Source organism: Phenylobacterium sp., from assembly GCF_036264965.1.
GTDB lineage: Bacteria > Pseudomonadota > Alphaproteobacteria > Caulobacterales > Caulobacteraceae > Phenylobacterium.
In genome coordinates this window covers 41,814-67,691 of record NZ_DATAPY010000107.1, presented here as the reverse complement: position 1 = coordinate 67,691, position 25,878 = coordinate 41,814, and the positions used below count along the sequence as shown (strand labels likewise).

The 25,878-nt window shown below is 66.7% G+C and carries 19 protein-coding genes and 1 pseudogene; 15 read left to right on the top strand and 5 right to left on the bottom strand.

Annotated elements, in window-relative coordinates; all coding sequences use genetic code 11:
- The 5 genes and pseudogenes from VHS75_RS13695 to VHS75_RS13675 form a co-directional block, all read left to right on the top strand.
- A pseudogene (locus VHS75_RS13695) lies at positions 1-500 on the top strand (hypothetical protein); the annotation flags it as partial.
- Between the two features lie 38 nt (positions 501-538).
- Positions 539-844 carry a PadR family transcriptional regulator gene (locus tag VHS75_RS13690; RefSeq protein WP_329639172.1) on the top strand — a complete coding sequence of 102 codons (306 nt, stop codon included), beginning with the start codon at positions 539-541 and terminating at the stop codon, positions 842-844.
- Positions 845-1,007: 163 nt separating this feature from the next.
- A complete protein-coding gene (locus tag VHS75_RS13685) occupies positions 1,008-2,426 on the top strand; it encodes a TolC family protein (RefSeq protein WP_329639171.1) in 1,419 nt (472 codons plus the stop codon).
- A 17-nt stretch (positions 2,427-2,443) separates the two neighbouring features.
- Positions 2,444-5,641, top strand: coding sequence for an efflux RND transporter permease subunit (locus VHS75_RS13680; RefSeq protein WP_329639170.1), 3,198 nt, complete (start codon positions 2,444-2,446; stop codon positions 5,639-5,641).
- On the top strand, positions 5,638-6,732 hold the full coding sequence (locus VHS75_RS13675) for an efflux RND transporter periplasmic adaptor subunit (protein WP_329639169.1): 1,095 nt from the start codon (positions 5,638-5,640) through the stop codon (positions 6,730-6,732). Before VHS75_RS13680 ends, VHS75_RS13675 begins: the two co-directional genes overlap by 4 nt.
- 129 nt (positions 6,733-6,861) lie before the next feature.
- Here the strand turns inward: VHS75_RS13675 and VHS75_RS13670 are convergent, their stop codons facing one another.
- The gene (locus tag VHS75_RS13670; RefSeq protein WP_329639168.1) at positions 6,862-7,371 is read right to left on the bottom strand and encodes an Lrp/AsnC family transcriptional regulator; all 510 of its coding nucleotides are present in this window, start codon (positions 7,369-7,371) and stop codon (positions 6,862-6,864) included.
- An 86-nt stretch (positions 7,372-7,457) separates the two neighbouring features.
- Between VHS75_RS13670 and ald the strand changes: the two genes are divergently transcribed.
- Entirely contained in the window at positions 7,458-8,558 is a 1,101-nt protein-coding gene (gene ald, locus VHS75_RS13665) for an alanine dehydrogenase (RefSeq protein ID WP_329639167.1), read from the top strand.
- 358 nt (positions 8,559-8,916) lie between these two features.
- On the opposite strand, the gene VHS75_RS13660 is transcribed toward ald, so the two are convergent.
- A complete protein-coding gene (locus VHS75_RS13660) occupies positions 8,917-10,119 on the bottom strand; it encodes an MFS transporter (RefSeq protein WP_329639166.1) in 1,203 nt (400 codons plus the stop codon).
- A 73-nt stretch (positions 10,120-10,192) separates the two neighbouring features.
- Positions 10,193-11,560 (bottom strand): MmgE/PrpD family protein, encoded by a 1,368-nt coding sequence (locus VHS75_RS13655; protein WP_329639165.1) that lies wholly within the window; start codon positions 11,558-11,560, stop codon positions 10,193-10,195.
- A 246-nt stretch (positions 11,561-11,806) separates the two neighbouring features.
- Here VHS75_RS13655 and VHS75_RS13650 point away from each other — a divergent pair, with 246 nt between their 5' ends.
- The 7 genes from VHS75_RS13650 (at position 11,807) to VHS75_RS13620 (ending at position 18,784) form a co-directional block, all read left to right on the top strand.
- Positions 11,807-12,802: an ABC transporter permease gene (locus VHS75_RS13650; protein WP_329639164.1), complete on the top strand. Its 996-nt coding sequence runs from the start codon at positions 11,807-11,809 to the stop codon at positions 12,800-12,802.
- A 46-nt stretch (positions 12,803-12,848) separates the two neighbouring features.
- Complete coding sequence (locus tag VHS75_RS13645; protein ID WP_329639163.1) at positions 12,849-13,937, top strand: ABC transporter permease; 1,089 nt, start codon at positions 12,849-12,851, stop codon at positions 13,935-13,937.
- 37 nt (positions 13,938-13,974) lie between these two features.
- Positions 13,975-14,970, top strand: a complete 996-nt coding sequence (locus VHS75_RS13640) for an ABC transporter ATP-binding protein (RefSeq protein WP_329639162.1) — start codon at positions 13,975-13,977, stop codon at positions 14,968-14,970.
- A 14-nt stretch (positions 14,971-14,984) separates the two neighbouring features.
- On the top strand, positions 14,985-16,031 hold the full coding sequence (locus VHS75_RS13635) for an oligopeptide/dipeptide ABC transporter ATP-binding protein (RefSeq protein ID WP_329639161.1): 1,047 nt from the start codon (positions 14,985-14,987) through the stop codon (positions 16,029-16,031).
- A 67-nt stretch (positions 16,032-16,098) separates the two neighbouring features.
- Positions 16,099-16,506: a hypothetical protein gene (locus VHS75_RS13630; protein WP_329639160.1), complete on the top strand. Its 408-nt coding sequence runs from the start codon at positions 16,099-16,101 to the stop codon at positions 16,504-16,506.
- Between the two features lie 177 nt (positions 16,507-16,683).
- On the top strand, positions 16,684-18,120 hold the full coding sequence (locus tag VHS75_RS13625) for an MFS transporter (RefSeq protein ID WP_329639159.1): 1,437 nt from the start codon (positions 16,684-16,686) through the stop codon (positions 18,118-18,120).
- Between the two features lie 289 nt (positions 18,121-18,409).
- Entirely contained in the window at positions 18,410-18,784 is a 375-nt protein-coding gene (locus tag VHS75_RS13620; RefSeq protein WP_329639158.1) for a RidA family protein, read from the top strand.
- A gap of 602 nt (positions 18,785-19,386) precedes the next feature.
- On the opposite strand, the gene VHS75_RS13615 is transcribed toward VHS75_RS13620, so the two are convergent.
- Positions 19,387-20,247 (bottom strand): IclR family transcriptional regulator domain-containing protein, encoded by an 861-nt coding sequence (locus VHS75_RS13615; RefSeq protein ID WP_329639157.1) that lies wholly within the window; start codon positions 20,245-20,247, stop codon positions 19,387-19,389.
- Between the two features lie 946 nt (positions 20,248-21,193).
- On the opposite strand from VHS75_RS13615, the gene VHS75_RS13610 reads away from it, so the two are divergent.
- Positions 21,194-22,384 (top strand): M24 family metallopeptidase, encoded by a 1,191-nt coding sequence (locus VHS75_RS13610; RefSeq protein ID WP_329639156.1) that lies wholly within the window; start codon positions 21,194-21,196, stop codon positions 22,382-22,384.
- Here the strand turns inward: VHS75_RS13610 and VHS75_RS13605 are convergent.
- Entirely contained in the window at positions 22,381-23,163 is a 783-nt protein-coding gene (locus tag VHS75_RS13605) for an IclR family transcriptional regulator domain-containing protein (protein WP_329639155.1), read from the bottom strand. The two genes, VHS75_RS13610 and VHS75_RS13605, sit on opposite strands and share 4 nt — an antisense overlap.
- A 413-nt stretch (positions 23,164-23,576) precedes the next feature.
- Here VHS75_RS13605 and VHS75_RS13600 point away from each other — a divergent pair, with 413 nt between their 5' ends.
- Positions 23,577-25,658 (top strand): ABC transporter substrate-binding protein, encoded by a 2,082-nt coding sequence (locus VHS75_RS13600; protein WP_329639154.1) that lies wholly within the window; start codon positions 23,577-23,579, stop codon positions 25,656-25,658.
- Positions 25,659-25,878 lie beyond the last annotated feature (220 nt).

Here is a 25,878-nt window from a genome sequence, read left to right as displayed (position 1 = left end):
TGCTCTATTTCGCCTCGGCCGGCTCGATCGTGGCGTTCGCCGAGCTGTTCCGGGCCCGCGCGCGGATGCTGGTGCGCGGCCAGGCAGCGCTGCAGGCCAGCGAGGCGCGACTGGAGCTGGCCACCAAGGCCGCCGCGGTGGGCGTCTGGGAATGGCGGCTGCTCACCAACGAGATGATCTATTCCCCCGAGGCCAAGGCGATCTGCGGCTTTCCGGCGGACGAGCCGGTGACCTATGAGATGGTGGCCGCGGTCACCCACCCGGCCCAGCGCCCGAGCTTGAAGGAGATGGCGCTTTCCGAACGGACGGCTGTGCTGCGCCTCTTGGACCTCGGCTCTATCCGCCGTTCTTGCGGGCCAGGTCCGGGGTCGCGACGTGACGGGCGAGACGTACGCCCTGACAAGGCGCCAATTCACGTGCGGCGGCGGCGGCGAAACGTGCGGTTCGCGCCATCTTTCCAACACCCTCTGATTCCGATATCGAAAGCGGATGGTGTGTAACGATTCCCGAGACGCGGTTGGGCGACTATCGTTGCGCCATGGAACACCAGGATCTTCTGGCCGGCTTCGTGCGATTGCACATCCTGCACCACGCGGTGAAGGAGGACGTCTACGGCCAGTGGATGATCGAGGAGCTTGGCCGCCACGGCTACCGGATGAGCGCCGGGACGCTGTATCCGATGCTGCACGCGATGGAACGGCGCGGCTATCTCACCTCCACCAAGACCCGCGCTGGTCGTACGTTCCGGCGTGTCTACCGGGCGACGGAGCTCGGCGCCGAGGCGCTCGAACTGGCCGACGGGAAGCTGCGTGAGCTCTTCCGGGAAGTGGTCCAAGAAACGTGACCCGGCCGCGGCTGGGGGCCGCACGACCTTAGCAAACACGCAAGCAACATCGGTGCCGCAGGGCCGGCCGAGGTTCGGGGGATTTGGTATCATCGCCGTCTGGGCGACAACCGGCAGAACCACGTCGCAATGCGCCCGGGCGCGCCTTGGCTAGGCGATGCCCATGGAAACGCCTGGCTTTGATCGTTTGCGTTGCGCCGGCCTCGCCGCCGCGGGGCTGATGCTGGCGATGGCGGCCTCGGCGGCCGAAGCCCAGGCCAGCTCGCCGGCCGCCGGGCGTCTCGGCCTGGCCGACGCCCTCGACTACGCCTCGGCCAACTATCCATCGGTGAAGGCGGCGCTGGAACAGCGGGTGGCGGCCGAGCGCGACGTGGATGTGGCCCGAGCCGCCTACCTGCCGCAGGTCAATCTGCTCTACCAAATCAACAAATCCACGGTGAACAACTTCACCGGTCTGCTGTTGCCACAGTCTGTGATCCCGTCGATCTCCGGTCCCGTCCTGGCCGGCAGCAGCAAGAGCGTGTGGAACAGCGGCGACGGCGTGCTGGCGACCTGGCGGCCGTTCGACTTCGGCTACCGCGCCGCCAAGGTCGACGCCGCGCGGGAGGCGGCCAACGCCGCCAGCCAATCGGTCGCGCTGACGCGGCTCGAGGTCCTGACGGCGACCAGCAACGCCTACATGAACCTGGCGGCGGCCCAGTCCCTGGCGAAGGTCGCGCAGGCCAATCTTGAGCGCCTGCAGGCGTTCGCCGGCGCGAGCCACGTGCTGGTCGATAACAAGCTGCGCGCCGGCGTCGAGGCCGCCCAGGCCGATGCGGCGGAGGCCCTGGCCCGAGCCACCTTGATCAGCGCGCGCAACAACGTCGAGCAGCAGCAGGCCACGCTGGCCAAGCTGGTCAATCGGCCGGCCTCCCAGATCATCATCGACGACGCCCCCTTGAATGAGGCGCCGGCAGAGATCGGGGCGGCGTCGGCGCGCGGCGTCGACACCCATCCTTCGGCGTTGGCGGAAGCGGCGCGTGTCAAACAACAGGACGCGCAGCTGCGCGCCCTCGACCGGTCCTTCGCCCCGCAGATCGACATGGTCGGCAGCGCGTCTGGCCGCGGCGGCGGCAAGACCGCGACCGGGGACTACCGCGGCGGCGACGCCGGCTTGAATCCTGACGTCGGCAACTGGGCGGTCGGGGTGCAGGTGACGGTACCGCTGGGGAGCTTGTTCAGCTTCGGCGCACAGGAAGGCGCACAGCGCGCTCGCGTGCGGGCCGAGCGCGACCGCTACCAGCAAACGCTCGGCGACCTGACCGAACAGTTGGCCCAGGCCCAGTCGACGCTGACCAGCGCCCGGGAGATCGCCAAGATCACGCCGGTGGCCCTGCAGGCGGCGCGACTTGGTGAGACCCAGCAGCGGGCGCGCTTCCAGTCGGGCCTGGCGACCGCCGTCGACGTGACCGCGGCCGAGGCGGTTCTCGCCCAGGCCGAAAGCCAGGACGCGATTGCACGGCTCAATGTGTGGCGCGCGCTCGCCGGCCTGGCGGCGGCGCAGGGTGACATGGCCCCGCTGCGCGCCGCGGCGCCGAAGTAGGGACGGGAGGTCCAGACATGTGGCTCGTGCGCGCCGCCCTACGTCGTCCGATCATGCTGCTGGTGATCGTGCTGGCGCTGGCCCTCACCTCGGTGCTGGCGATCAGCCGCAGCAAGATCGACATCTTCCCGGACCTGGACTCGCCGGTCATCTATGTGGCCCAGCCCTATGGCGGGATGAGCCCGCAGCAGATCGAGGGCTTCCTCTCGTACTACTACGAGTACCACTTCCTCTACATCAACGGCATCGAGACCGTGGAAGCCAAGTCGATCCAGGGCGCGGCCCTGCTGCGGCTGAACTTCCACCCCGGCACCAACATGAGCGAGGCGCTGGCGGAGACGATCTCCTACGTCAACCGCGCGCGGGCCTTCATGCCGCCGGGGACCGTATCGCCCTTCGTGGTCCGCTACGACGCCGGCACCCTGCCGGTGGGCTATCTGGTGTTCACCAGCCCCACCAAGACCCTGGGCGAGATTCAGGACGCGGCGCTCAACAAGGTGCGTCCGCAGTTCGCGACCCTGCCGGGCGTCTCCTCGCCGCCGCCGTTCGGCGGCAACCAGCGCTCGATCTTGGTGAACGTCGATCCCAACAAGCTGCGCGGCTTCGGCCTTTCCGCCGACGACGTGCTGCAGGCCCTGGTCAACGGCAACAGCATCCAGCCCGCCGGGGTCGCCAACATCGGCTCGCTGCAGACCCTGGTGACCACCGACTCCACGGTGACCAACACCAGCGCGCTCCTGGACATCCCGGTGCGGGACGGGGCGAACACTGCCGTCTACCTGCGCGATGTGGCCTCCGTCGCCGACGGCGCCGATATCCCGGCCGGCTACGCCCTGATCGACGGCAAGCGCACGGTCTACATCCCGGTGACCAAGCGGCCGGACGCCTCGACCATCGCGGTCGTCAACGACGTGCGCAAGAACCTGCCGCGCTTCCAGGCGCTGCTGCCCGACGACATCACTGTCAATTATCAGTTCGACCAGTCGCGCTACGTCACCGACGCGCTGTGGTCGGTGGTCCGCGAGGCGGCGTTCGGCGCGGTGCTGGTCGGCCTGATGCTGCTGCTGTTCCTGCGCGATTGGCGCAGTTCGCTCATCGTGGTGGTCGTGATCCCGTTCGCCTTGCTGGCCTCGGTCGTCGCGCTCTGGGCGGCGGGCCAGACCATCAACATCATGACGCTCGGCGGCCTGGCGCTGGCGGTTGGGGTGCTGGTCGACGACGGCACAGTGCTGTTGGAGAATATCCACGTCCATATGGCGCGCGGCTCACAGGTCGCCCGCGCCGTGGTCGACGCCAGCAGCGAGGTGGCGATCCCGCGCCTGGTGGCGATGTCCTGCATTCTGGCGGTGTTCATCCCGTCGTTCTTCATGGCCGGGCCGGCGCGGGCGCTCTTCGTGCCGCTCTCGCTGGCGGTCGGCTTCTCGATCGGCGCGGCCTATCTGCTGTTCAGCACCCTGATCCCCATCCTCTCGGTCTGGTTCCTGAAACCCGGCGATCACGCGGCGGCCGGGCCGGAGCACGGCGTCGCGCCGGCGGCGGGCGATGGCGAGGACGGACGGTTCGCCCGGTTCCGGGCGCGCTTCGTCAGGGCGCAGGACGGTGTCGCCAAGCGCCGCACCGGCGTGCTGGCGCTCTACGCGATCGGGATCCCGTTGCTGCTGATCCTCCTTACGGTCTTCATCCGCACGGAGATATTCCCGTCCGCCGCCGCCAACCAGATCCGGCTGCGCATGGACGCGCCGGAGGGCACACGCATCGCGGTCACCGAGGCCATGGCCCAGCAGGTGCTGCGCACGGTGAGCCGGGAAGCCGGCCTGGGCGCGGTCGACATCTCCCTGAGCTACGTCGGCGTCCAAGGCTCGTCCTACCCGATCAACCTGGTCTTCCTGTGGACCGGCGGGCCGCATGAGGCGGTGATGAACATCGCCCTGAAGCCCGGCTCGGGCGTCAGCGTCCGCCAGCTGACCGACAAACTGCGCAAGGTGCTGCCGGGGCAGTTCCCGGGCGCGCAGTTCTCCTTCGAGCCTGGCGACCTGGTGAGCCAGATCCTCAATTTCGGGACCAGCTCCATCGTCGACATCGCCGTCACGGGGCCGACCTACGGCGACGTGGAGCAGTTCGCTGGCAAGCTGCGCAGGGAGCTGAATGGCGCCGGCGGCATCGCCGACCTCAAGTTCGGCCAGTCGCTGCACTATCCGAACCTGGACGTGCGCATCAACCGGGTGGTCGCCGGCCAGCTCGGGACCACCGCCGACAAGGTCGGCCGCGCGGTGGTCGCCGCCACCGCCTCGACCCGTTTCGTCACCCCCAACTACTGGCGCGATCCAAAGTCGGGCATCAGTTACCAGGTCCAGGTGCAGGTCCCGCAGGCGGCGATGACCTCGCTGCCGGCGGTCTCGGCGATCCCGGTGGCCGGCCCCAGCGGCAGCGACCTGCTGCTCAGCCAAGTGGCGGATATCCGACAGCAGACCGTGCCGGGTGAACTCGACCGCCGCAACGGGCAGTGGCTGGTCAGCATTACCGCCAACCTGACCGGGCCCGACCTCGGGCGCGCCGCCAAGTCGATCGATGCGGCCATCGCCCGGGCGGGGACGCCGCCCAAGGGGGTCACCGTCGACGTGCGCGGTCAGGTGAGCGTCATGCGCCAGATCTTCTCGAACCTGTCGGTGGGCCTGGGCCTGTCGATCCTGGTCATGCTGCTGCTGCTCACCGCCAACTTCCAATCGCTGCGGCTCAGCCTGATCGCGCTCTCCACCGTGCCCGCGGTGCTGTTCGGATCGATGCTGTTTCTGTTCCTCACCGCCACCAGCCTCAACTTGGAGAGCTTCATGGGGATGATCATGGTCGTCGGCGTGGCCCTGGCCAACGCCATCCTCCTGGTCACCTTTGCCGAGCGCAATCGCCGCGCCGGCCAGACCTCCTTTGACGCGGCGCGCAGTGCGGCCTCCGAGCGGTTACGCCCGGTGCTGATGACCAGTCTGGCGATGATCGCCGGCATGGCGCCCATGGCGCTCGCCCTCGGCGCCGGCGCCGAAGAGACCGCGCCCCTGGGCCGCGCCGTGATCGGCGGCCTGCTCGCGGCCACCGCGGCGACGCTGTTCCTGCTGCCCAGCGTCTATGGTCTCGTGCAGCGCAGGGCGCCGCTCGGATCGGTCTCCCTCGATCCTGACGATCCCACGAGCCGAGTGGCCCTAGCCCTGGACACCCCGCAATGAAGCTCGCCCCCGCTCTCCTGTTGTCGGCCCTGGCGCTTTGCGCCTGCGGACCGAAGACGCCGCCGCCGCAAGCCGCTGCGGCCGATGCCCCCTTGGCGACCGATGTCGTGGCGGTGAAGAGCTTGGTGCTCTCGACCAAGACCGCCCTGCCGGCCCAGTTGCTGCCCTACGAGAGCGTCGACCTCTATCCGAAGGTCGCCGGCTTCATCCAGGAGATCCGGGTCGATCGCGGTTCGAAGGTGAAGCAGGGCGAGTTGCTGGTCCGGCTGACGGCGCCCGAGGTGGTCGCCCAGCAGGGCCAGGCCCAGGCCGCCTTGAGCGGGGCCGAGGCCAAGCTCGCCAGCGACCGCGCCACCTACGAACGGCTCGCCAATGCGGCCAAGACGCCCGGCGTGGTCGCCGAGAACGACGTGAACATCTCCAAGCAGGCCACCGCCAGCGACGCGGCGCAAGTGAAGGCCGCGTCGGAAAGCGCCGCGGCGGCCCGTCAACTCGGGGCCTACCTCGAGATCCGCGCGCCCTTCGACGGGGTGATCACCGCCCGCAACCTGCATCCCGGCGCCCTCGTGGGTCCGCAAGGCGGGGCCGGCGCCCAACCCATCCTGCAGATGGTCACGCCTCACCGGCTGAGGTTGGTCGTGTCGGTTCCGGAAGCCAGCGTGCAGAGCGCGCGGCCGGGCCAGTCCATGAGCTTCACGGTCCCGACCCTGCCGGGCCAGACCTTCAACGCGCCGATCGTGCGGATGGCCGACGCGCTCGATAACCGCACCCGCACCATGAGTGTCGAGGCCGATGTCGCCAATCCGAAGGGCGAACTGACGCCGGGCGCTTTCGCGACCGTGCTGTGGCCGGTGACGCGGTCCTATCCGACCCTTCGGGTGCCTTCGAGCGCCGTGGCCAACGACCAGCAGCGCCAGTTCGTGATCAAGGTCGCCAACGGGGTCGCCGCCTGGGTCGACGTCGCCACCGGCATGAGCGACGGCGGCGCGCTGGAAGTCTTCGGGGCCCTGCAGCCGGGGGACTATGTGGTGAAGCGCGGCACCGACGCCGTCAAGCCGGGCGCGAAGATCAAGCCGACCATCGCCAAGTAGCCGACGGGGGTGCGTCAGCCGCCCTGGGTTGACGCGCGCCGCGTCCACCAGCGCCGCAGGGCGGCGAGCGCCATCACCCGGGTTCTCCGGGATCCTCCAGACGTGTGGCCGTCTCGTCCGCCGAGCGCCCTATCGAATCGGCAAGGCGTTTCGGCGGACGACGCTGCGCAATGCGATCGAGGAGTTCAGCCGCGCCACGCCGGGCAGGCGAGTCAGCACCTTTGCGTGAAGCCGCTCCAGATCTTCGACGTCCGCGGCCACGACCCGAATGATGTAGTCCGCCTGGCCGGTCATCAGGTGGCACTCGACGATCTCGGGGGCTTTTGCGACAGCCTCCTCGAAGGCCGCCAGCACGTCCTGCGCCTGACTCGCGAGCGTAATCGAGACATAGACCGTCAATCCCAGGCCGATCGCCTGAGGGTCGACCGTCGCAGCGTAGCCGGTGATGATACCGGCGTCTTCCAGCGCCCGGACTCGGCGGAAACAGGCGCTTTCAGACAGGTTGGCGGCCTCGGCGAGCTCCACATTGGTTGCTCGGCCATGATCCTGGAGTCGCCGAAGCAAGACCTTGTCGTAGGCGTCAATCGGGTTTGAGGATTTCGCCATTTCTAATACCGATGATGCAAGATCATTGCGCATCAGTGATGTATGGAGCGTGAAAAATCAAGGTTTCACTCCGCGCGTCCGCATAGTCTCCTCTATCGAATTTCACTGGAGCGCGCGCTATGCGGATTGGAACCGTCACCGAGATCAAGAAGCTTGAGCGTCGGGTGGGCTTGACGCCTGCAGTCGTCGCCACACTTGTCGCCCATGGCCACGAGTTGTTCGTGCAATCGGGGGCCGGCGCGGGCGTGGGCCTGTCGGACGCCGACTACGCCGCCGCCGGCGCCACGATTGTTCCGGACGCGCCCGACGTCTTCAACGCCGCCGAGCTGATCGTGAAGGTCAAGGAGCCGCTAGCGTACGAGATCGCGCTCCTAAAGCCGCACCACATCCTTTTCACCTATCTGCACCTGGCTCCGGATCCGGTCCAGGCCAAGGGCCTGATAGCGTCGGGCGCCACCTGCATCGCTTACGAGACCATCCTCGACGATAAAGGCGGCTTGCCGCTGCTGACGCCGATGAGCCAAGTGGCCGGCCGCATGGCCGCCCAGGTGGGCGCGGCCTGCCTCCTGGCCCCGGCCGGCGGGCGTGGCCTGCTGATGGGTGGCGTGCCCGGCGTGGCTCCGGCGAATGTGGTCATTCTCGGTGGCGGTGTTTCGGGCTTCAATGCCGCCGAAATCGCGGTTGGCATGCGCGCCGACGTGACGATCATGGACATTTCACCCAGCCGTCTGGCCCAACTGGACGCCAACTTCCAGGGCCGCGCCCGCACTCTGCTGTCGTCGCGCGGTGCTCTGCTGGAACTGCTGCCGACCGCCGACCTGGTGATCGGCTGCGTCCTGGTCACCGGCGCGGCGGCCCCCAAGTTGATCCGCCGCGAGGACCTGCAACTGATGCGTAAGGGTTCGGTGTTGGTCGACGTATCCATCGACCAGGGTGGCTGCTTCGAGACCTCCAAACCGACCACCCACGCCGAGCCGACGTACGAGGTCGATGGCGTCGTCCACTACTGCGTCGCCAACATGCCTGGCGCGGCGCCGCTCACCTCCACCTATGCCCTGGGCGCGGCGACCACCCCATACGTCCTTGCCCTGGCCGAGAAGGGCGTTGAGCGCGCGCTTGCCGAAGATCCGGGCTTCGCCGCTGGCCTGAACGTGGTGGGCGGGAGAATCGTCCACCCGGCCGTCGCCGGTTCGCTCGGCCTTCTGTTTGTCGCCGCCTGAACCACGCGGAAAGGCGCGCTGCTGCAGCGGTCGGATCGAACATCCGATCAAGAGGCCGCTGCTCGGCCGCGGCCCAGATCGCGCGATCAGGCGGGCGCAGGCCCGGATGGAGCGCCGACGCTGGTGCTCAGCCGACGCGTCAAAGTGGCCGAGGTCGGCGGGAGAGCAGGTCCCTGGCCGATCCACGTCAAATCGGCCAACGCCAAGCGCTCGATGGCAGGGCGATGACCCCCGGCGCCATCTGAACTGCAAGACAACGATCCGAAGTCTGCTCTGGAAAAGGCGATCGCCCGCGACGGTCTCGACCTGACGTTCGTCGCAATGTGGGGGAAGCGAAGCTTTCTCCGCGGCGCCTCAGCTAAGGGTCGCGTTCCTCCGGCGGTCGGACCTTCTGGAAGCGCCAGAGCAGCAGCAGGTCGTAGGCAATCTTCAGGCCCCCGCCGATCACCAGCGGCCAGGCGAACGGGCTGGCGCTGAAGATAAACCCCGCCAGCGCCGGGCTCAGCGCCGAGGCCAGGCTGCGCGGCACATTGGTCACGCCGGCGGCGGCCGCGCGCTCGGCCGGGGTGACGACGGCCATCACGTACGAGGTCCTGGCCGGCACATCCATCTGCGACAGAAGGGCGCGCAGGAACAACAGGGAAAAGGCTGTGGGCAGGTTTGGCGCGAAGGCCGCGGCCATCACGCAGAGGTTCGCCGGGATGTGGGTGAACACCATGGTGTTCACCAGTCCGACCCGCTTGGCGAGCCACGGCGCGGCCAGTTGCGAGAGCGCCGCAAGCACGCCGGTCCAGAAGAAGAAGGCTCCGGCCGCGGTCAGGGAAAGCCCGAAGCGATGGAACAGCCACAGCGCGAACAGCGACTGCACGAGGAAGCCGCCGGCGAAAGAATCCAGGCTGAAGAGGGCCGCCAACCCCAGCACTCTGTTACGTGAGGGCCCAAGCGCCGTGCGCGGCGTCTCGGTCTCCGCCGGCTCGTCGGGCAAGCGCCGATAAAGCAGGAAGCTGACTAGGCCCAGCAATCCGTAGACGGCGAACGCCCATTCGATGAGCGTCAGCCTCGACAGCCCGGTGGCCCTCAACGGATCCAGCAGCCCCACGCTGAGCGCGCCGAGCGCCGCCATCAGCGACCCGGAAAGGGCATAGCGGGCGAACAGTCGGGTGCGCTGCGACGGCGGACCCGCGTGGGCGAGCAGCGATTGCTCCAGCGGCAGGAACGGGCTGACGTCGCCCCCCGACGGATTGAGCGTGCCGACGAACCCCACGATCACCAGGGGCCAGAATGCGTGGGCTTGTGAAAAGGCGAGCCCGGTCGCCGCCATCAGCACGCAGGCGGCGAACAGCAGCCGCTTGGCCGGGAACCGGTGACCGGCCAGCCCAACCGCCAGGGTGAGCGCCGCGGAGCCCAGCAGCGTCGCGGTGGTCAGCACGCCGACGCGGAAAGCGCTGTAGCCAAGGCTCGTCAGATAGACGGGCAACAGCAGGGCCGTGAAGCCGTCCCCGAAACCCCGGACGCCGCGCGCCGCGATGAGGGTGGCGGAATCCCGCGGCCCTGTGCTCATCGCCGACACTTGGCGACATCGGTGAGCGGGCCGCCTTCGCGCTCGGTCTTATCGCCGTAGATTACGGACCGCTTCAAGTCGGCCGCGGGGCGATGGCGGCGCGGAAGGCTGGCGTCTTCGCCAGACAGCTGAAGAGGGGCGATATGTCCGCAAGATGCTCCAGGTCACCGACGATCGACGTGAGCGTCTTCAGCTGGGCCGTGTCGGGCCCCTTGCCATGGAATCGGACAATCTCTTCCAGGTTTGTGTTGCGTAACAAACGGTAATCTCCTTCGGCACGGAGGATCCTCCCGTCGATGGTGTGGACTTCAATCTGCTGAAGGCCTTCGTTCACGCCTTCCAAGCGGCGGAACTCGACCTTTTTCGTGATGTCGAACACCTCTGGCACGTTGGGGTTCTTGAAGCGGTCCAAGGTGATACCGCCGTCGAGCAAGGTCGCCGCGAACGCAAACGGCATCGAGGAGCCCGCGTAGTCAAGGATGAACGGGCCCTTCGCATGCTTGACGGGATCGTTGGACTCAAACGCCCGGGACACGACGATCCGCCGTACCTGCTCGGCCGTAAGGCCATGCTCAGCGACGATGCGGGACATCAGGATCACGGCGACGCCGCTGTTAAGCGTTCCGGGCGCCGGTTTCAGGACCAGCCCCGTCAGGGCGAAGTCCACGCCCAGCGTGGCGAGCGCGGGTTCGAAGGTTTCAGGAGCGCCGCCGAGCTGAGCCTCATAGAACCCCGGTGAGCCTTCAAGTGCATCCCTCGGCGCGGGGGCTGCCGCCTGCCCAAGATAGGCTGCGGTCATGCCGTTGCGGGCCAGTACAGAGTACTGGTGATCCTCAAACCCCAGCTGGATCATAGCCGCGATGTTCCCGGCATAGGCGAGCGCCGTCGCCGTCTGCCCGATATCGAGTGCGAGAAGCCGCGCCGCGGCGATCGCGGCGGCGAACGCGCCATAGGTGTGGGAAGAGGTCCGGACCATGCGCTTCTCGGGCGCGGCGCGGTCCAAGACCGCAGCCACTTCACACCCCGCCACCATCGCAGTGAGCAGGTCGGCGCCGGATCGGCCGTGCTGTTCGGCGAGGGCGAGCGCCACGGGCAAAGTGATCGCCACCCCGTGTATCCCGGACGGCATGAGGCTGTCCTCTTGCCGAAGGGCCCGGATCATCGCCGCGTTGGCGTAGGCCGCATCGATGGGCGCTGCGCGCTCCGCCCGCCCAAGAACGCAGCAGCGGCCCGGAGAGCCCCCCTCGCCCTGGATGAACCGCAGCGCGCGCTCCGTCTGCCAGTCGTCGTGCGCGATGAGCCCCATGACCAGGTCCTGACCTATGGCCGTCTTCAGGCGCGCGACCACATCTTGGGGGATATCGTCGAACGAAAGCTCGCAGGCCCAGGTTGCAAGCCGTTCGCTGAGGGTCGGGAGTTGCGCGCTCAAATCGTCCGCCATCTATTCGTTATGGAGGCTGCCCTTCCGGCTCAGGAACCTCGCCTCAGCAGCTAGATAGGTGTCGCCAAGCCCCGTTGATAATGATCATTATTCAAGAGCTTGCCAGCAGCCGACATATTTGACTGGGGCCACGTAATCCCGAACCGTGGTTCGACTGGCGAACATTTTGTGCGGCCGCAGCGGCCGGGTCTTAGTGAGCCTGCCCGTCCAGTCCGGACGGGGTTTCGGAGTGTCGCTCGTAAGCGCATGGGGTCAGTTTCGAATTTCATCCTCCGCCGGCTGGCCCTCAGCGTGGTGACGATCTGGGTCATCTCAGTGATCTCGTATGTCATCATTCAGCTGCCGCCGGGGGACTTCGTCTCCAGCTACGTTGCTCAGCTTGCACAATCTGGCGCTATCGGCTCCGGCGACGACCTGGCGCGGCTGCGGGCGGACTACGGACTGGATCAGCCGATGTTCATCCGTTACGCCCACTGGGCCTGGGGCGTGCTGCGCGGAAACCTGGGCTGGTCGCTCGACTGGGGCCGCCCGGTGGCCGACCTGATCGGCGAGCGGATTGGCATGACGCTGCTGCTCTCGCTTACCGCGCTCGCGCTCTCTTGGATATTGGCCCTTCCGATTGCTGTGTACTGCGCGGCCAACCGGGGGACGCCCGGGGACTATTTCTTCGCGACCCTTGGACTCACGGGCGTGGCGTTGCCCAACTTCCTCCTTTCGCTTGGCGTCATGTACGTCGGGTACCGTTGGTTCAACCTCGACTTCAGCGAGGTGCATTCGCCGCAATACGCGACCGCACCGCCGAGCCTGGGAAAAGGGCTTGACCTGCTCTGGCATCTGCTGACGCCAGCGCTGATCCTGGGGCTCGCCACGACCGCTCGCCTAATCCGGGTGCTGCGGGCGAACCTGCTGGACGAGTTGGAGAAGCCCTACATCGTTACGGCGCGCGCCAAAGGCATGCGCGAGCTCAATCTGATCCTGAAGTATCCGCTTCGCGTGGCGCTCAACCCCTTCGTCAGCACTATCGGCATGACGCTTCCCCAGCTCGTCTCCGGCAGCATCATCGTCTCTCTCGTGATGAATCTGCCCACTGTGGGGCCCTTGCTGCTCCGGGCGTTGCAGGCTCAGGACATGTTCCTCGCCAGCGGCATCCTGCTCATTCTGGCCACCCTGACTGTCCTGGGGACACTGGTTTCAGACCTGCTCCTCGCGTGGCTTGATCCCCGCATCCGGCTCGCGGCCTAAAGCGATGTCGACACAGCTGCTCATTGCTCCGCTAGAACCGCAACCAATGGCTGAGCTCGTGCCCGGAGCTTCGCAATGGACGCTGATCCGGCGGCGATTCCTGAAGCATCGTCTGGCCGCCGTGAGCACGGTGGTGGTCGCCCTCCTCTACCTCGTCGTCGTGTTCGCAGATTTCCTGGCCTACGCGGATCCAGCCGCACCCAATCCCGGGCGCCCCCTCGTGCCGCCCCAGCCGATCCACTTGTTTGAAGACGGCCACTTTGCGCCACACGTGCATGCGCTCCACCGCTGGCGCGACCCGCAGACCTTCGAGATGCGCTACGCGCCGGACCCCGCCACGCGCATCCCGGTGGTGCTGTGGGCGCACGGTTACACGTATCGCATTCTCGGGTTCAAGGCCGATCGGCACCTTATCGGCGTGTCGGGACGGCCCGCCTCTGAAGGGGCGCTATTTATAATGGGCGCGGACTCGCTGGGCCGCGACCTGTTCTCCCGGATCTTGCTGGCGATACGCACGTCGCTGGTCATCGGCCTGGCGGCCGTGGCGCTGAGCCTGAGCCTTGGCCTCGTGATGGGGACCATCTCGGGCTACTACGGAGGTCTGGTCGATCTGCTGATCCAGCGGCTCATCGAGATCCTCCGCGCCATCCCCACGATTCCGCTCTGGATGGGGCTGGCCGCCGCCATCCCGGCCACCTGGAGCATCACCGCGGTCTACTTCACAGTCACCCTGATCATTGCCTTGATCGGCTGGACAGAGCTCGCGCGCGAGCTGCGCGGACGAATCATGGCGCTACGCAACGAAGACTACGTCCTGGCCGCCGAACTGGCCGGCAGTGGTCCTGGACGCATCATGCTGGTGCATCTGTTGCCCGCCTGCACCAGCCACATAATCGCCACAACAACCCTGGCGATTCCAGCGATGATCGCCAGCGAGACGGCGCTCGGCTTCCTCGGCCTCGGGCTACGGCCGCCTGCAATTTCGCTCGGCGTGCTGCTCAATGGCGCCCAGAACCTTGAAGCGCTGGCGCTGTCGCCCTGGCTTCTCTGGCCGGTCGCGCCCACAGCGGCGGCGATCCTCGCGTTCAATTTCATCGGGGACGGCCTTCGAGACGCTGCGGACCCCTATGCCTGAGCGAATTCCCCCCCCCCAGGGCGAGCCACTCATCTCCGTGCAGGACCTGCACGTTTCGTTCCGCACAGACGAAGGCGTCGTGCGCGCGGTGAATGGGATTAGCTTTGACCTCCGGCCCGGGCGCACGCTGGGCGTGGTGGGGGAGAGCGGCTGCGGCAAGAGCGTCACGGCCCGCGCCATCCTCCGCATCGAGGACAAGCACGCACGGATCGACTCCGGCCGTATCCTGCTGTCCCGCGACAACCAGGTAAGGAACCTTGCGACCTTGCCGAAGCACGGTCGTGAAATGCGCGGGATCCGCGGGCGCGACATTGGCCTGGTGTTCCAGGAGCCGATGACCTCGTTCAGCCCGGTGCACACAATCGGCGACCAGATCGTGGAGACCATCCGTCTGCACCTGCCGCTCGACCGCGCCGCCGCGCGTCGTCGAGCGATCGAACAGCTCGCCCAGGTCGGGACGCCTCATCCAGAGTTTATCATGGGACAGTACGCCTGGGAGCTGTCCGGCGGGCTGCGGCAGCGGGCCATGATCGCGATGGCGCTGGTCTGCGGGCCTTCGGTGCTGATCGCGGACGAGCCCACGACCGCCCTCGATGTGACCACCCAGGCCCAGGTGCTCGATCTCCTCAGGCAGCTGCGTGACAGCAGCGCGATGGCTCTGCTGCTGATCACCCATGACCTCGGGGTGATTGCAGAAACCGCGGATGACGTCGTGGTGATGTATCTGGGCCGAGTCGTTGAGCAGGGGGCGGCGGCCGCGATCTTCAGATCACCCAAGCATCCCTACACTCAGGCGCTGCTGCGCTCGATGCCCAATCCGCTCGCCAAACCCCACACACGGCTGTCCACGCTGCGAGGCTCGGTGCCGCATCCGCTTGCGCAGCCTTCGGGCTGCCCCTTCCATCCCCGATGCGCCAAAGCCATCAGCGGCCTGTGCGATCGCATCGAGCCCACGCCGCTGACGCTGGCGCCCGGCCACGCGGTGGCCTGCCACCTCTATACGGACGCGGCGCTGCGTCCCGAAGTCGCGTGAGCCCTGCCGTGGACATGAGCCAACCGCACCCCGGCGTTCGCGATCTCGACGCCTTGCCGGCGGACGTCGTCCTGCGCGTCACCGGGCTTGGCAAGACCTATGGCGCGAACCGACGCGACGCCGGGTCGGGCGGGGTCAAGGCGGTCGACGACGTCAGTTTCGACGTGCGTCGCGGGCGCACCCTGGCGCTGGTGGGCGAAAGCGGATGCGGCAAGACGACGATAGCGCGCTGCGTGCTGAGGGCGGTCGAGCCAAGTACTGGTCGGGTAGTCTTCCGCACAGCGGCCGGCGAATCCGTTGACCTCGCGGCGCTACCGGCTCGCCGACTGCGCGCGCTACGGTCCGAGTTCCAGATGGTCTTCCAGGATCCCTACGCCTCGCTCAATCCGCGGATGAAGGTCCGCGACATCATCGCCGAGCCTTTGGTCATCCACGGCTGGCGGGACCGCGCCCGGATCGATGCTAGGGTAGACGAGTTGCTCGTGCTGGTGGGCTTGCGGCGCGATCACGCGAACCGCTATCCGAACGCCTTCTCCGGTGGCCAGCGGCAGCGGATCGGCATCGCGCGGGCGCTCGCGCTCAGCCCGCGTCTGATCGTGGCCGATGAGGCCGTCTCAGCGCTTGACGTGTCGGTGCAGGCGCAAATCCTCAACCTGCTGCTCGACCTGCAGGACGCCCTCGGCCTGTCCTATCTCTTCGTCTCGCATGACCTCGCGGTGATCAAGCACGTGGCCGACGAGGTGGCGGTCATGTACGTCGGCCAGATGGTGGAGCAGGGACCCTGCGAGGACCTGTTCCAGCGCCCGCTGCATCCCTACACCGCCAGCCTCCTCGCCGCCGTGCCGAAGCCGGACCCAAGCCGGCGCGGCGGGCCCCGTCCCTTGGCCGGCGAGGTCGCCAGTCCGCGAAACCCGCCGAGCGGCTGCTACTTCCATCCGCGCTGCCCGTTCGCGGAAGCGCGCTGCAGGGACGTCGCGCCGACGTGGCGGGAGGTCGAACCCGGCCGTTCGGTGCGATGTCACCGGGCTGAGGACCTGACCTTGCCGGGGGTGGGCGCATGATCGGACGGAGCCGCGCGGCGCGGGATCGCCGCAACCTTCGCACCCCGTCGGGAGGGCGCGCCCAGACATGATCTACGTCAACTACATCCTGCAATACGCCCACGTGGTCTGCGCCGCCTTCTGGTTTGGAACGGTGCTCTACACAGAGCTCGTGCTGTGGCCGCGGCTGAGACGCATGGGCGAGCTGGAGCGTGTCCAGGGCGAACTTCGCAACACAGAGGTGCGCAAGATTGTCGGCCTGTTTGTCGTCGGCACCGTGGTCACCGGGGTCGCCCGAGGCGTCGCCAACGGCTTGCTGCCAAGGCTGTACACGCCGTATGGCGTCTGTTTTGTCGCGGGCGCGCTGGTGGGGATCTGGATGATGACCTGGTGGCTTTGCTTTCCGCCACGCAGCATGAAGCTGGGTTGGCGAACCTTCTATTCGAGCTTTTGGGTGGTGCTGGCGCTCATGTTCGGGATGCGGTTCAGCGCTTGAGGCCGTTGCGGCCGCCGCCGAGTCCCGGGCGCCCGATCGCACCCGCCGGCGCGCTCGCCGTGCGAACATGAGATTCGCCAGCCAAACACGTTGCCGCCGCGGGCCCGGCTCGGGGACCATCCTCGCATAAGGATCGGCGGCGTTTGTCCCGGGGTCCGTCCATCGGAATTCAACGTCATGACCGATATCCGAGGGTCCGAAGGATCGCGGAGGTCCGCGCCCGCAACGCTGATCGCCCTGGCGGTCTCCTGCGGGCTGTTCATGGAGCTGACGGACACGAGCGCCCTGGCGACTGCGCTGCCCACGCTCGTGCGCGAGTTCCACGTCGGCCCAGTCAAATTCAAGCTCGCGCTCACGGCCTATTTGATCGTGGCGGCCATGCTGATCCCCCTGAGCGGCTGGCTGGCGGATCGGTACGGCGCACGGCGCGTGTTCCTGACCGCGCTTTCGGTCTTCCTCCTGGGGTCGACCTGCTGCGCGCTGGCGAACAGTTTTGAACAACTCGTTCTTGCCCGGATGCTGCAGGGCCTGGGCGGCGGCCTAATGACCCCCGTCGGACGTCTGATCGTGGCGCGGACGGCGCCACGGAGCGAACTCGTCAAGGCCCTCAACTGGTTCACCATTCCGGCCATGATCGGACCGCTGATCGGCCCGCCGCTCGCCGGTTTGCTGATCGAGTTCGCCAGTTGGCGTTGGCTGTTCCTGATCAACATCCCGGTCGGCGTCTTGGGCTTCGTCATCGTCCGTCGCCTCGTGCCGCCGCTGGCGCTGCCGAACCCCGGCCGGTTCGACAGGGCCGGCGCGGCGCTCGCAATTTTGGCTGTGGGCTCCTTGATGGGCGTGACCGAGCTGATCGGGCGCGCCGGGGTCGAACTGCGCGTGTGGTTGCCGGCGACGGTCCTCGCGGCGGCCATCAACATCGTTATGGTTCGCCACATGCTGCGCACCGAGGGCGCCATTCTCGATGTGGCGCTGTTCCGGATTCCGTCGTTCCGCGCCACCATCCTGGGCGCGGGCGCGATCCGCATCGGGCTGGGGGCGCTGCCCTTCCTGTTGCCACTGCTTCTGCAAAGCGCGCTCGGCTGGTCGCCCTTCGAGAGTGGGCTGGTCATGCTCGTCGCCGCCGTGGGGTCGCTGCTCGGGCGCTTCGTGGGACCGACCACCATCAGGCGGATGGGCTTCCGATCCACGCTGGTGGTGTTTGCTCTGGGAAGCGCAATCTGCTCGAGCCTCCCGGGGTTCTACCGGCCGTGGACCCCCAGCATCGTCATCTTCGCGCTGGCGGCGGTCGGCGAATTCCTGCGCGTAACACACTTCATCGCGTCCTCGGCGCTCACCTATTCGGGCGTACCACCCGAGCACAGCGGTCGCGCTTCGACCTTGAGCGCCATGACCCAGCAGCTGACCCTATGTATCGGCGTCACCTTCGGAGCCGTCGCCCTATCGCTCGCGCGAGGGCACAGCCACGCAGCCTTGACGGCCAATGACTTCATCCTGCCCTTCCTGGCCATCGGCGCGGCAGGGCTGCTCGCGCTGCCGGAATACCTTGGCCTGCCGCGGGACGCCGGTGAGGAGATGCGTCTGGGAGGACGGTCACCGACCAGGGCGAGCTAGCAGATCGCCCGATTGTCGACGCACGATGATCATCGACGGGCGCCCGATCGGGGGGGCGGCATGGATTGGAATGCGACGGCCCGCCGCCCATCCTCAGCCTGCAGTTCCGCGCCTGAGGCCGCTGCGGCGCGCGGTCCTCAGAGCGACCAATTCCACCCGTCGAGGCGCCCGCGTAGCGAACACGCGGGACGCTCGCCAAACATTTTGCCGTGGCGGGGCCACCTCGGGAACAGTTCAGGTTTGAGGACCTGCGGGATCGTCCCGGGTTCCGTCGACCGGGATTGAAATCATGACCGCCATCCGCACTATCAAACGTGTGCCGCATCCCTGGCAGCACGTGAAGGGGCGCAGCGCTGGGAGCATCCTGGGCGACCTCGTCTGGCTCGCGGGCGTGGCCGACACCGATGCGCCCGACATCGAAGTGCAGACGACAGATCTGTTTGCCAAACTCGATCGGCTCCTGGCTGACGCCGGCGCTGATCGTACGCGCATCCTTTCGGCGTCGATCCACCTGGCTGACCTCAAGGACAAGCCCGTGTTCGACCGAGCCTGGGATCGATGGGTTGGCGCCGACCCGGCCCACTGGCCGCAACGCACCTGTGTCGGAGCCGAGTTGATCGGGCGTTATCTGGTCGAGATCATGCTGGTCGCCGTCAAGCGCTAGCCCCACGGCCTTGGGGCCGCGAGCCCTTCGGACGTCTGAGGCCTCAACGCTGACACGCACATCCTCTCCCGTGCTCCGATCGCCGAAGGACCACCAGGCGTGAGCGGAATCTCGAACCCGGAGTGGCGGCGGCGGGTAAGCGCGTGACGAGGACATGCAGGGAGGGTTCGGTCGCTGCGACAGCTGGCCGAGCCCTCCTCGCCGTTTGCACGCGCGGGCCTGAAGCTAGCGCTCCAGGGCGGCGGACCGGAGCTGGGGCTTGTGTTGACAGGATCCACAGGCTGGGCGCGTCCCGCTGGCGCGCGGGTTCGGACGTCGGAACACGCTCGGCATCAGGCGCGACGCCATCAGAAAGAACTCGCGGGTCGAAGCGGCAACGGGGCCTCGCGCGTCGGCCTGACTGAGCGCGGCCAGCCGCAGATAGCCAGCTTCAAACCCTCACGCGTGGCCAAGGCCGCCAGTCTGAGTCCTGTGAAATTGTTCGGCCGTGTCGTTTGCCGTCGGCGAAATCCGAAGTTCTCGCAACCCACAAATCGACCGCAGATGCAAGTTGACGGTCAGTTTTCGGACCTGTTCGACCACGCCCGACGACGCGGAGGCGTCTAGTTCGGCGTGAAAGCCGAAGGTTCCGACGCCGCGCCGCCTGCATCGCGAGCTGCGAGGATCTCTTCCGCAGCCTTTCTCAGCTGCGGCACCGCCACATCTTGCACGAACTCGTCCGTCGCGCGCGCAGCGGACATCACGACCTTTAACGCGGCGATCGTGGCGCCGAAATGGTCCGTCACGGGCACCGCGACGCAGGCAAAGCGTTCGTCGACCTCCGAGCGCTCCAGGCACCAGCCCTGGCGGCGCGCAGACTCAAGGCGGCGGCGCAGTTCGCTGATATCGGTCACCGTGTTCGGCGTGAACGACTGCAGACGCGCGGTGGCGAGGTAGAGATCGAGCTCCGCATCCGGCAGCCGCGCCAGAAGCATTCGGCCAATTGCCGTCGAGGCTGCCGGCAGGCCGATGCGACGCGCGATGACGAGTTGCACCACCTTCGGCGCGCGCGCGTGGACTTTGCAGACGACGTCCCCGCTGTCCAAGACCCCGGCCCAGACCGGTTCATTCAGGCTCGCCGCCACCTCATCGAGGATGGGCTGCGCGAGCTCCCAGATCGATTTGCTCTGGTGACCGGCGGCCAACTCGATCACGCGCGACGTGAGACCGAACAAGCGCCCCTCGGATCGCACATAACCGAGAGTGCAGAGGGTGTGGAGGAACCGCCGGGCGGTGGCGCGCGTCAGGCCGCAGGCGGTCGCCACCTGCGCCATGGTCATGCGTTCGCAACCTGGCCGGAAGGCCTCGATCACGGATAAGCCGCGGGCCAACGACAGGATAAAGCCGTCCTGGGTATCAAGGACGTCCTGAAGCGAGACGTCCGAATCGTCCGTCTGAACGACGAGAGATGTAGGCGGCGTCATCACTACCCAGCTTCGCGAAAAGAGGTCCAGGCTGTCCCGAGACGTTGAACTTCAACAATTTATGACACAGCGGCGACAATTACGGAACTGACTCCGGAATCCCGTTACGCGGACAGCGTCCGGTTGGCGTTTCCGCAAATGCGAGTTCGCTTATCGAACAGCTTGGCGCGCCCAGCGCGCCGGTGATCCTCGTCCTGTCACGAAGCAAGGCGTCGGCGACGGGGCGTGAACCTTGCGATGAGGCTCGGCTGCGGCCGCCAGAGACGCCACCGCCGAAGGCGGCGCCGGGATGAGCCGTCCGCTGCGCAGATGAGGCAGCCCATGCTGCCGGCGCTCGAAGCGACGCATGTGGGCTTGGTGGCCGCCCAGGTCGGCACGGAGCTCTTTCCGGCGATGCGGAATGGGTCTCATGGCGATCGGGACCGTGGTCGCCGGGCTGCGACGTGGCGTCACTAGGGAAGCGTTGCACCGGCTGCGCGAGACCTGCCCCGGGGTGCGCTGCAGAGCCGGTGTGATCGGCAGATGGATGAGGGTTTGGCGGCCCGCTCACCGCCGAAGACGCTGCGCTGGGGCTGGCGCGCCTGGCATTTCGGCTTCGTCCTGATCTTGGCGCACAGGGCGGCGCCGTGGGCGACTGCAGCGGAGCGGCGCGCGCGTACGCGTCCGGATAGGCCCCGCGCCAGCCTTCAGACGCTGAGCGCCGCGACGCAGATCCCACATCTACTTAGAGTAACTCAAATCAAGAACAGAATAAACTTAATAGGAAAGATCATCAGGGCAAATATCTGCTGCCAACGTGCCCATGATCTCTAGATGAACATAAGTTCGCCCGCCGAACATTTTGATTGAGCTGGTCTTGTGCGGTTCGACTGGGACACCAGCAGCAAAGAGGAGGTTGAACTTGCCTGGACTGAGCCGTGCCGTGAGGGCTTATCGTCATAAGCGCATGCAGTCGTTCATGCGCGAGTCTGACTGTGATGCGATCGCCTTCACCAGCGCCGAATGGGCTGAGTGGGCGTTCAATTTCCAGATCATCGAGAAGACCTGGGAGCGGCCCATTCTGGTTGTCGTCACCAAGGAAGGGCGGGCGCTTGCCTTCCTGGCCGACATGAGCGGTCCAGCGGCGACTGCGGCGTTCGATGCTGAGCAACTCTGGGTGGACGAGCTGGCCTTCTACGCGGATACGCCGCTCGCCGAGCGCCATAACCCGTGGAATACGGGCAACTGGGACGAGATGGTCGCCAAGGGTCTGGCCAAGGCTGGGCTCGGTCGGGCGCGCATCGCCGTCGATGCGCTCAGCGGTCCGATGAAGAAGGTGGCCGAGCGCCTTCCTGAAGCGACGCTCTATGCGGCCGAGGGATCGTTCCGCAGCCTGCGCTGGATAAAGCACCCTGAAGAGGTCGAAACCATGCGGGCCGGCGCGTCGCTCAGCGAATGGGCCATGCAGCGGCTTGGCGAGGAACTGCAGCCCGGCCGGCAGACCGGGGAAGCGGATCATTCGGTCGCCGCGATGCTCATGGCCGAGGCGGCGCGACGCCACCCCGATGCGGCGTTCCACGTGATGGGCATCCTCTCGCTGGGAAATCCCGACTCCGCCTACCTCAATCCGGTGAACTCGCGCGTCGACCGTCGGGTCGAACCGGATACGGTGCTCATCTCGCAGATCAGCACCCGGCTGAACGGAATGACGACGGAATTCACGCGACCCTTGTTGGTTGGATCGCCGAGCCGCGAGTTGGTGGGCTATGTGGAGTGCGTGCGTGAGGCGCAGGAGGCGGGTATTGCGGCGGCGGTCCCAGGCGCTCCGGTGAACGGCATCCAAACGGCCGCCCAGAACGTGATTGAACGCGCGGGCCACGGCGCCCATTGCCGGCTGCGAGCCGGCCACGGCATTGGCGTCATCATGCACGATTTTCCGGAGGACCTGCCTTTCGCCGAACGGCCGCTGCAGGTCGGTGAACTTTATTCAATCGAACCCGGAATCTACATCCCGCGCATCGGCGGTTTCCGATATGCGGACACGATCATGGTGCGGGAGGAGGGGGCCGAGCGCATCACCAGAGGGACCAAGGACCTCGACCAACTCAGGATCAGCACTGCGTCCTCCCGCGCACTGTCGTGGGCTGATAAGGCCTAGCCGGGCTGCGAACTGATGGCGGCGGTGATCACCGCCGCCGTTTGCGTCAGGATGGGGAGGATCTGCCCCTCGACGTACTCGGGGCTGGCCCGTTCCGTTGTCATGCTGACGTTCAGGGCCGCCAAGGTGGAACCTTCGTGATCGACGAGCGGAACTGAAACCCCGGTCGTCCCGGCCTCGAACTCCCCCCGCGCGATGCCCCAGCCCTGCCGCCGCACGAGCTGCAACCTCTCGGCCAACGCTTCCTTGCTGATGAGTGTTGTCCCGGTCAGCGGTTCGAAGCGCACCTGGCGCATGTAGCTCGCGAGGTCGACGGGCGGAAGGGCTGCGAGGAGCACCTGCCCCATGCTCGAGGTGTGCGCCGGGATGTGAGCCCCTGCGCCGAGGTCGAATTCGAAAATCTGCGGCCTCTGCACCCGCAGCGTGTAGACGAGGTCGAATCCGTCGAGCACGCCGGCCGAGACCGTCTCGTTCAGGGTGGCCGCAAGCTGCTCCAGCTGGGGCCGGGCGATTTGCCAAAGCGCCTGGCTGAGATAGCCGCGCGCCAAATCCCGCACCCGCGACGTCAGGTGAAACAATCGGCCTTCGACCCCGACATAGCCGAGCGACTGGAGGGTGAAAAGGATCCGTCGGGCGCCGGCCCGGTCAAGTTGCGCCGCCTTGGCCACGTCGGAAATCGTCAGCTGACTACGGCCCGGGCCGAAGGCCCGGATCACGGCGAGCCCTCGCCCTACAGACTGAATGAAGACGTCGCGGTCAGGGTCGAGGTGTGAGGTCATGAATGGCCAAGGGTCTACGCCGCCCACAATCTACCCCCACCAAGTCGACACCCACGCAATGCGACATATGAATCTAACACGGTGCAGACCATCAATATAGAAATGCAAAGCTTGGAGTGCCGAATTTTATGCGGCGTTGCTCAAGGTGCTCCACCATCAAGGGTTGAGGCGGCCTGCTCGACTTGACTTACGTCTGCGGGTCCATCGACTGCCTGTGGCGGGTGGGGAGCAGGGAGATTGGAATCCGGTCAGCTCGTTCGGCTGCCGAACTCTTTGCCGCCGACCTCGCGGTGCGTTTTCGTCTGCCCTCAATCGCGCTCGTCGCGCTGCAATAGGTCGAACATGAATCGGGACTGGATCCAGGGCGCGCCGGCCACGGCGCCTTACCAGCAGGGTGCTCCGGAACCCGTCCAATGATCCTGCGACGGACGGTGATCCTCGCAGGCGGCTCCGCGATCGGGCTCTCGGGCTTGGCCTGGCGCCAGTTGACGAATCCCGAACCCCTGCCCGGGCGCAAGGCCCCCTTGCCGGCCGGTGGGGCCACTGTCCCGATGTACCCGCTTGAGGGGCCCGTGGTCGTGCGCGACCCGCGTCTGTTCCCAGCGCGCTTCCAAGAGGCCCCGATGCTTGCCCGGGAAGTGCGCGCGGGGCGCCTGCCCCCCGTCGCCGAGCGTATCGGACTGGATCCCATCGTTGTCCGCCCGCTGCATGAGATCGGCAGCTACGGCGGGACGATCCGCCGGGCCTTCGTGGGGCCGGAAGACAGTCAGGGTATCGGACGGTTCGCGTCCGGCCCCGATGGCCTGCTTGCCTGGGACTTCGCTTGGCAGGAAATTCGCCCGAATATCGCCAAGGACTTTGCCTTCAGTCCGGACCAGCGGGTGCTTACATTGTCGCTGCGGCGCGGCATGAAGTGGTCCAGCGGGGCGCCGTTCTCCGCCGATGACATTCTGTTCTGGTACGAGCGAATGTATCTCGACCGCCGCATTGTGGGCGGCCCCAGCCTGACGCTGCAGATGGCGGACGGCGATGTGGTCGTTCGCAAGGTTGACGACCTGACTGTGGAGTTCGTCTCACCGGCGGCCTACCCACTGCTCGCCGATGTCCTGGCCAGTTACAGTGAGCTGGGCGGCCCTTCGTTCCTCGGTCGTAGCGGCATGGGGGGCTATGCGCCACGCCACTATCTCGAGCGGTACCATGCCTCTGCGCGTAGCGAGGACGAGCTGAATCGCGAGGCTCGTGAGGCCGGGTTCGCAAACTGGACCCTCAGGTTCAAGGCCCTAAACGACTGGACGCTGAATCCTGACCTTCCGGTGACATCGCCCTGGCGCGTGACCTCGCCGATCAACACCCAAAAACTCAGCCTGGCGCGGAATCCGTACTGCGTGTGGATCGACACCGCCGGCAACCAACTGCCCTACGTCGACCATATCGACCATGTGCTCTGCTTGAGCCCGGACGGGGTGGTGCTCAAGGCGGCCGCCGGCAAACTCGATTTCCAGGACCGGCACATCTACGTTTCGAAGCTCCCGTTCCTGTTGTCCAACCGACGCCGGGCAAACTACGTCGTCGGGATGAATCCCTACCAGGGGACGGACTTGGCCGTTCGATTCAACCTCAATCACAAGCAGGATCCAGAGATCGGCGCCCTGCTCGCCGACGTGCGCTTCCGTCGAGCCCTGTCGCTCTCCCTCAACCGTCCGCAAATCAACGATACGCTCCTGTTCGGAACGGCTTTGCCCTCGGCGTCCACGCCGGCGCCGGACTGCAAATATTATCCCGGCGAGGCCTGGGCGCAGCGCTGGGCGACGCACGATCCAGAGCGTGCGAACCGCATGCTCGACAGTCTGGGTCTCAGCGTACGTGACAAAGCGGGCTTCCGCCTGCGTCGCGACGGCGGCGGAAGGCTGCGGCTCGTCGTTTCAGTGACAAGATCCGGCTTCGACTACGCCGCACTCGGCGAGATGATCCGCGAACAATGGCGCGAAATCGGTGTGGACGTGGACCTGAGGGAGCTGGAGGGAACCCTGTTCGGAATGCGGATGATCTCCGGCGAACTCCAGATGACGCTGCAGAGCACCTTCTCGGAAGACCCCTTCATCTATCCGGATTTCCTCTTTCCGTCCTCGCCGTATGCGTCAGGGGCGCTATTGGGCGTGGAGTACGCTCAGTGGTTCAGGTCCAATGGCAGGCGTGGTCAAAAGCCGCCTCCCGAGCTGGTCGAAATGATGGAGTTGTGGCGCAGGGGCCGATCGTTGCCCGACGAGCAGCGGCTTGAGGCCGGGCGGGAGATCATCCGCCGGCACATCGATCTGGTCTTAACGGCTGGGATCGTCTCGGCCGGCCTTGCAAACAACGGTGTGCACGTCGCCAGCAACGACCTCGGAAACGTCCCGAAGCGGATCCTGAACACCGCGGTCCTGCGGTCGCCAAGCAACGTCCTGCCAATGACCTTCTATTTTCGGAATGTCGAACGCCGGCGCCTGACGGACTGAGACACCCAGGCGTTGGGCGCTCGCATCCGCTCAAGCGTTCAAGGCGATCCGGACGGGATTTTACCCGGCTGAGCGTCGCCCGATCTGGAGGGACGGGGAGGCCGTTCAGCGACGGCCGAACCGATGTGATCAAAGTCGCCGCAAGACGTCGGACATGCATCGCGTCCGGCTGACGGCGGGGCGCGGACAACGGCGGTTGTCCTTGCTGCACGTCGCCAGG

Coding starts and splice junctions, on each gene's coding strand:
- VHS75_RS13610 (WP_329639156.1), top strand. CDS start 21,194: ATGCAGTCGTTCATGCGCGAGTCTGACTGTGATGCGATCGCCTTCACC.
- VHS75_RS13630 (WP_329639160.1), top strand. CDS start 16,099: ATGATCTACGTCAACTACATCCTGCAATACGCCCACGTGGTCTGCGCC.
- VHS75_RS13650 (WP_329639164.1), top strand. CDS start 11,807: ATGGGGTCAGTTTCGAATTTCATCCTCCGCCGGCTGGCCCTCAGCGTG.
- VHS75_RS13660 (WP_329639166.1), bottom strand. CDS start 10,119: ATGAGCACAGGGCCGCGGGATTCCGCCACCCTCATCGCGGCGCGCGGC.
- VHS75_RS13625 (WP_329639159.1), top strand. CDS start 16,684: ATGACCGATATCCGAGGGTCCGAAGGATCGCGGAGGTCCGCGCCCGCA.
- VHS75_RS13655 (WP_329639165.1), bottom strand. CDS start 11,560: ATGGCGGACGATTTGAGCGCGCAACTCCCGACCCTCAGCGAACGGCTT.
- VHS75_RS13645 (WP_329639163.1), top strand. CDS start 12,849: ATGGCTGAGCTCGTGCCCGGAGCTTCGCAATGGACGCTGATCCGGCGG.
- VHS75_RS13620 (WP_329639158.1), top strand. CDS start 18,410: ATGACCGCCATCCGCACTATCAAACGTGTGCCGCATCCCTGGCAGCAC.
- VHS75_RS13685 (WP_329639171.1), top strand. CDS start 1,008: ATGGAAACGCCTGGCTTTGATCGTTTGCGTTGCGCCGGCCTCGCCGCC.
- VHS75_RS13680 (WP_329639170.1), top strand. CDS start 2,444: ATGTGGCTCGTGCGCGCCGCCCTACGTCGTCCGATCATGCTGCTGGTG.
- ald (WP_329639167.1), top strand. CDS start 7,458: ATGCGGATTGGAACCGTCACCGAGATCAAGAAGCTTGAGCGTCGGGTG.
- VHS75_RS13615 (WP_329639157.1), bottom strand. CDS start 20,247: ATGACGCCGCCTACATCTCTCGTCGTTCAGACGGACGATTCGGACGTC.
- VHS75_RS13675 (WP_329639169.1), top strand. CDS start 5,638: ATGAAGCTCGCCCCCGCTCTCCTGTTGTCGGCCCTGGCGCTTTGCGCC.
- VHS75_RS13635 (WP_329639161.1), top strand. CDS start 14,985: ATGAGCCAACCGCACCCCGGCGTTCGCGATCTCGACGCCTTGCCGGCG.
- VHS75_RS13600 (WP_329639154.1), top strand. CDS start 23,577: ATGATCCTGCGACGGACGGTGATCCTCGCAGGCGGCTCCGCGATCGGG.
- VHS75_RS13670 (WP_329639168.1), bottom strand. CDS start 7,371: ATGCGCAATGATCTTGCATCATCGGTATTAGAAATGGCGAAATCCTCA.
- VHS75_RS13605 (WP_329639155.1), bottom strand. CDS start 23,163: ATGACCTCACACCTCGACCCTGACCGCGACGTCTTCATTCAGTCTGTA.
- VHS75_RS13690 (WP_329639172.1), top strand. CDS start 539: ATGGAACACCAGGATCTTCTGGCCGGCTTCGTGCGATTGCACATCCTG.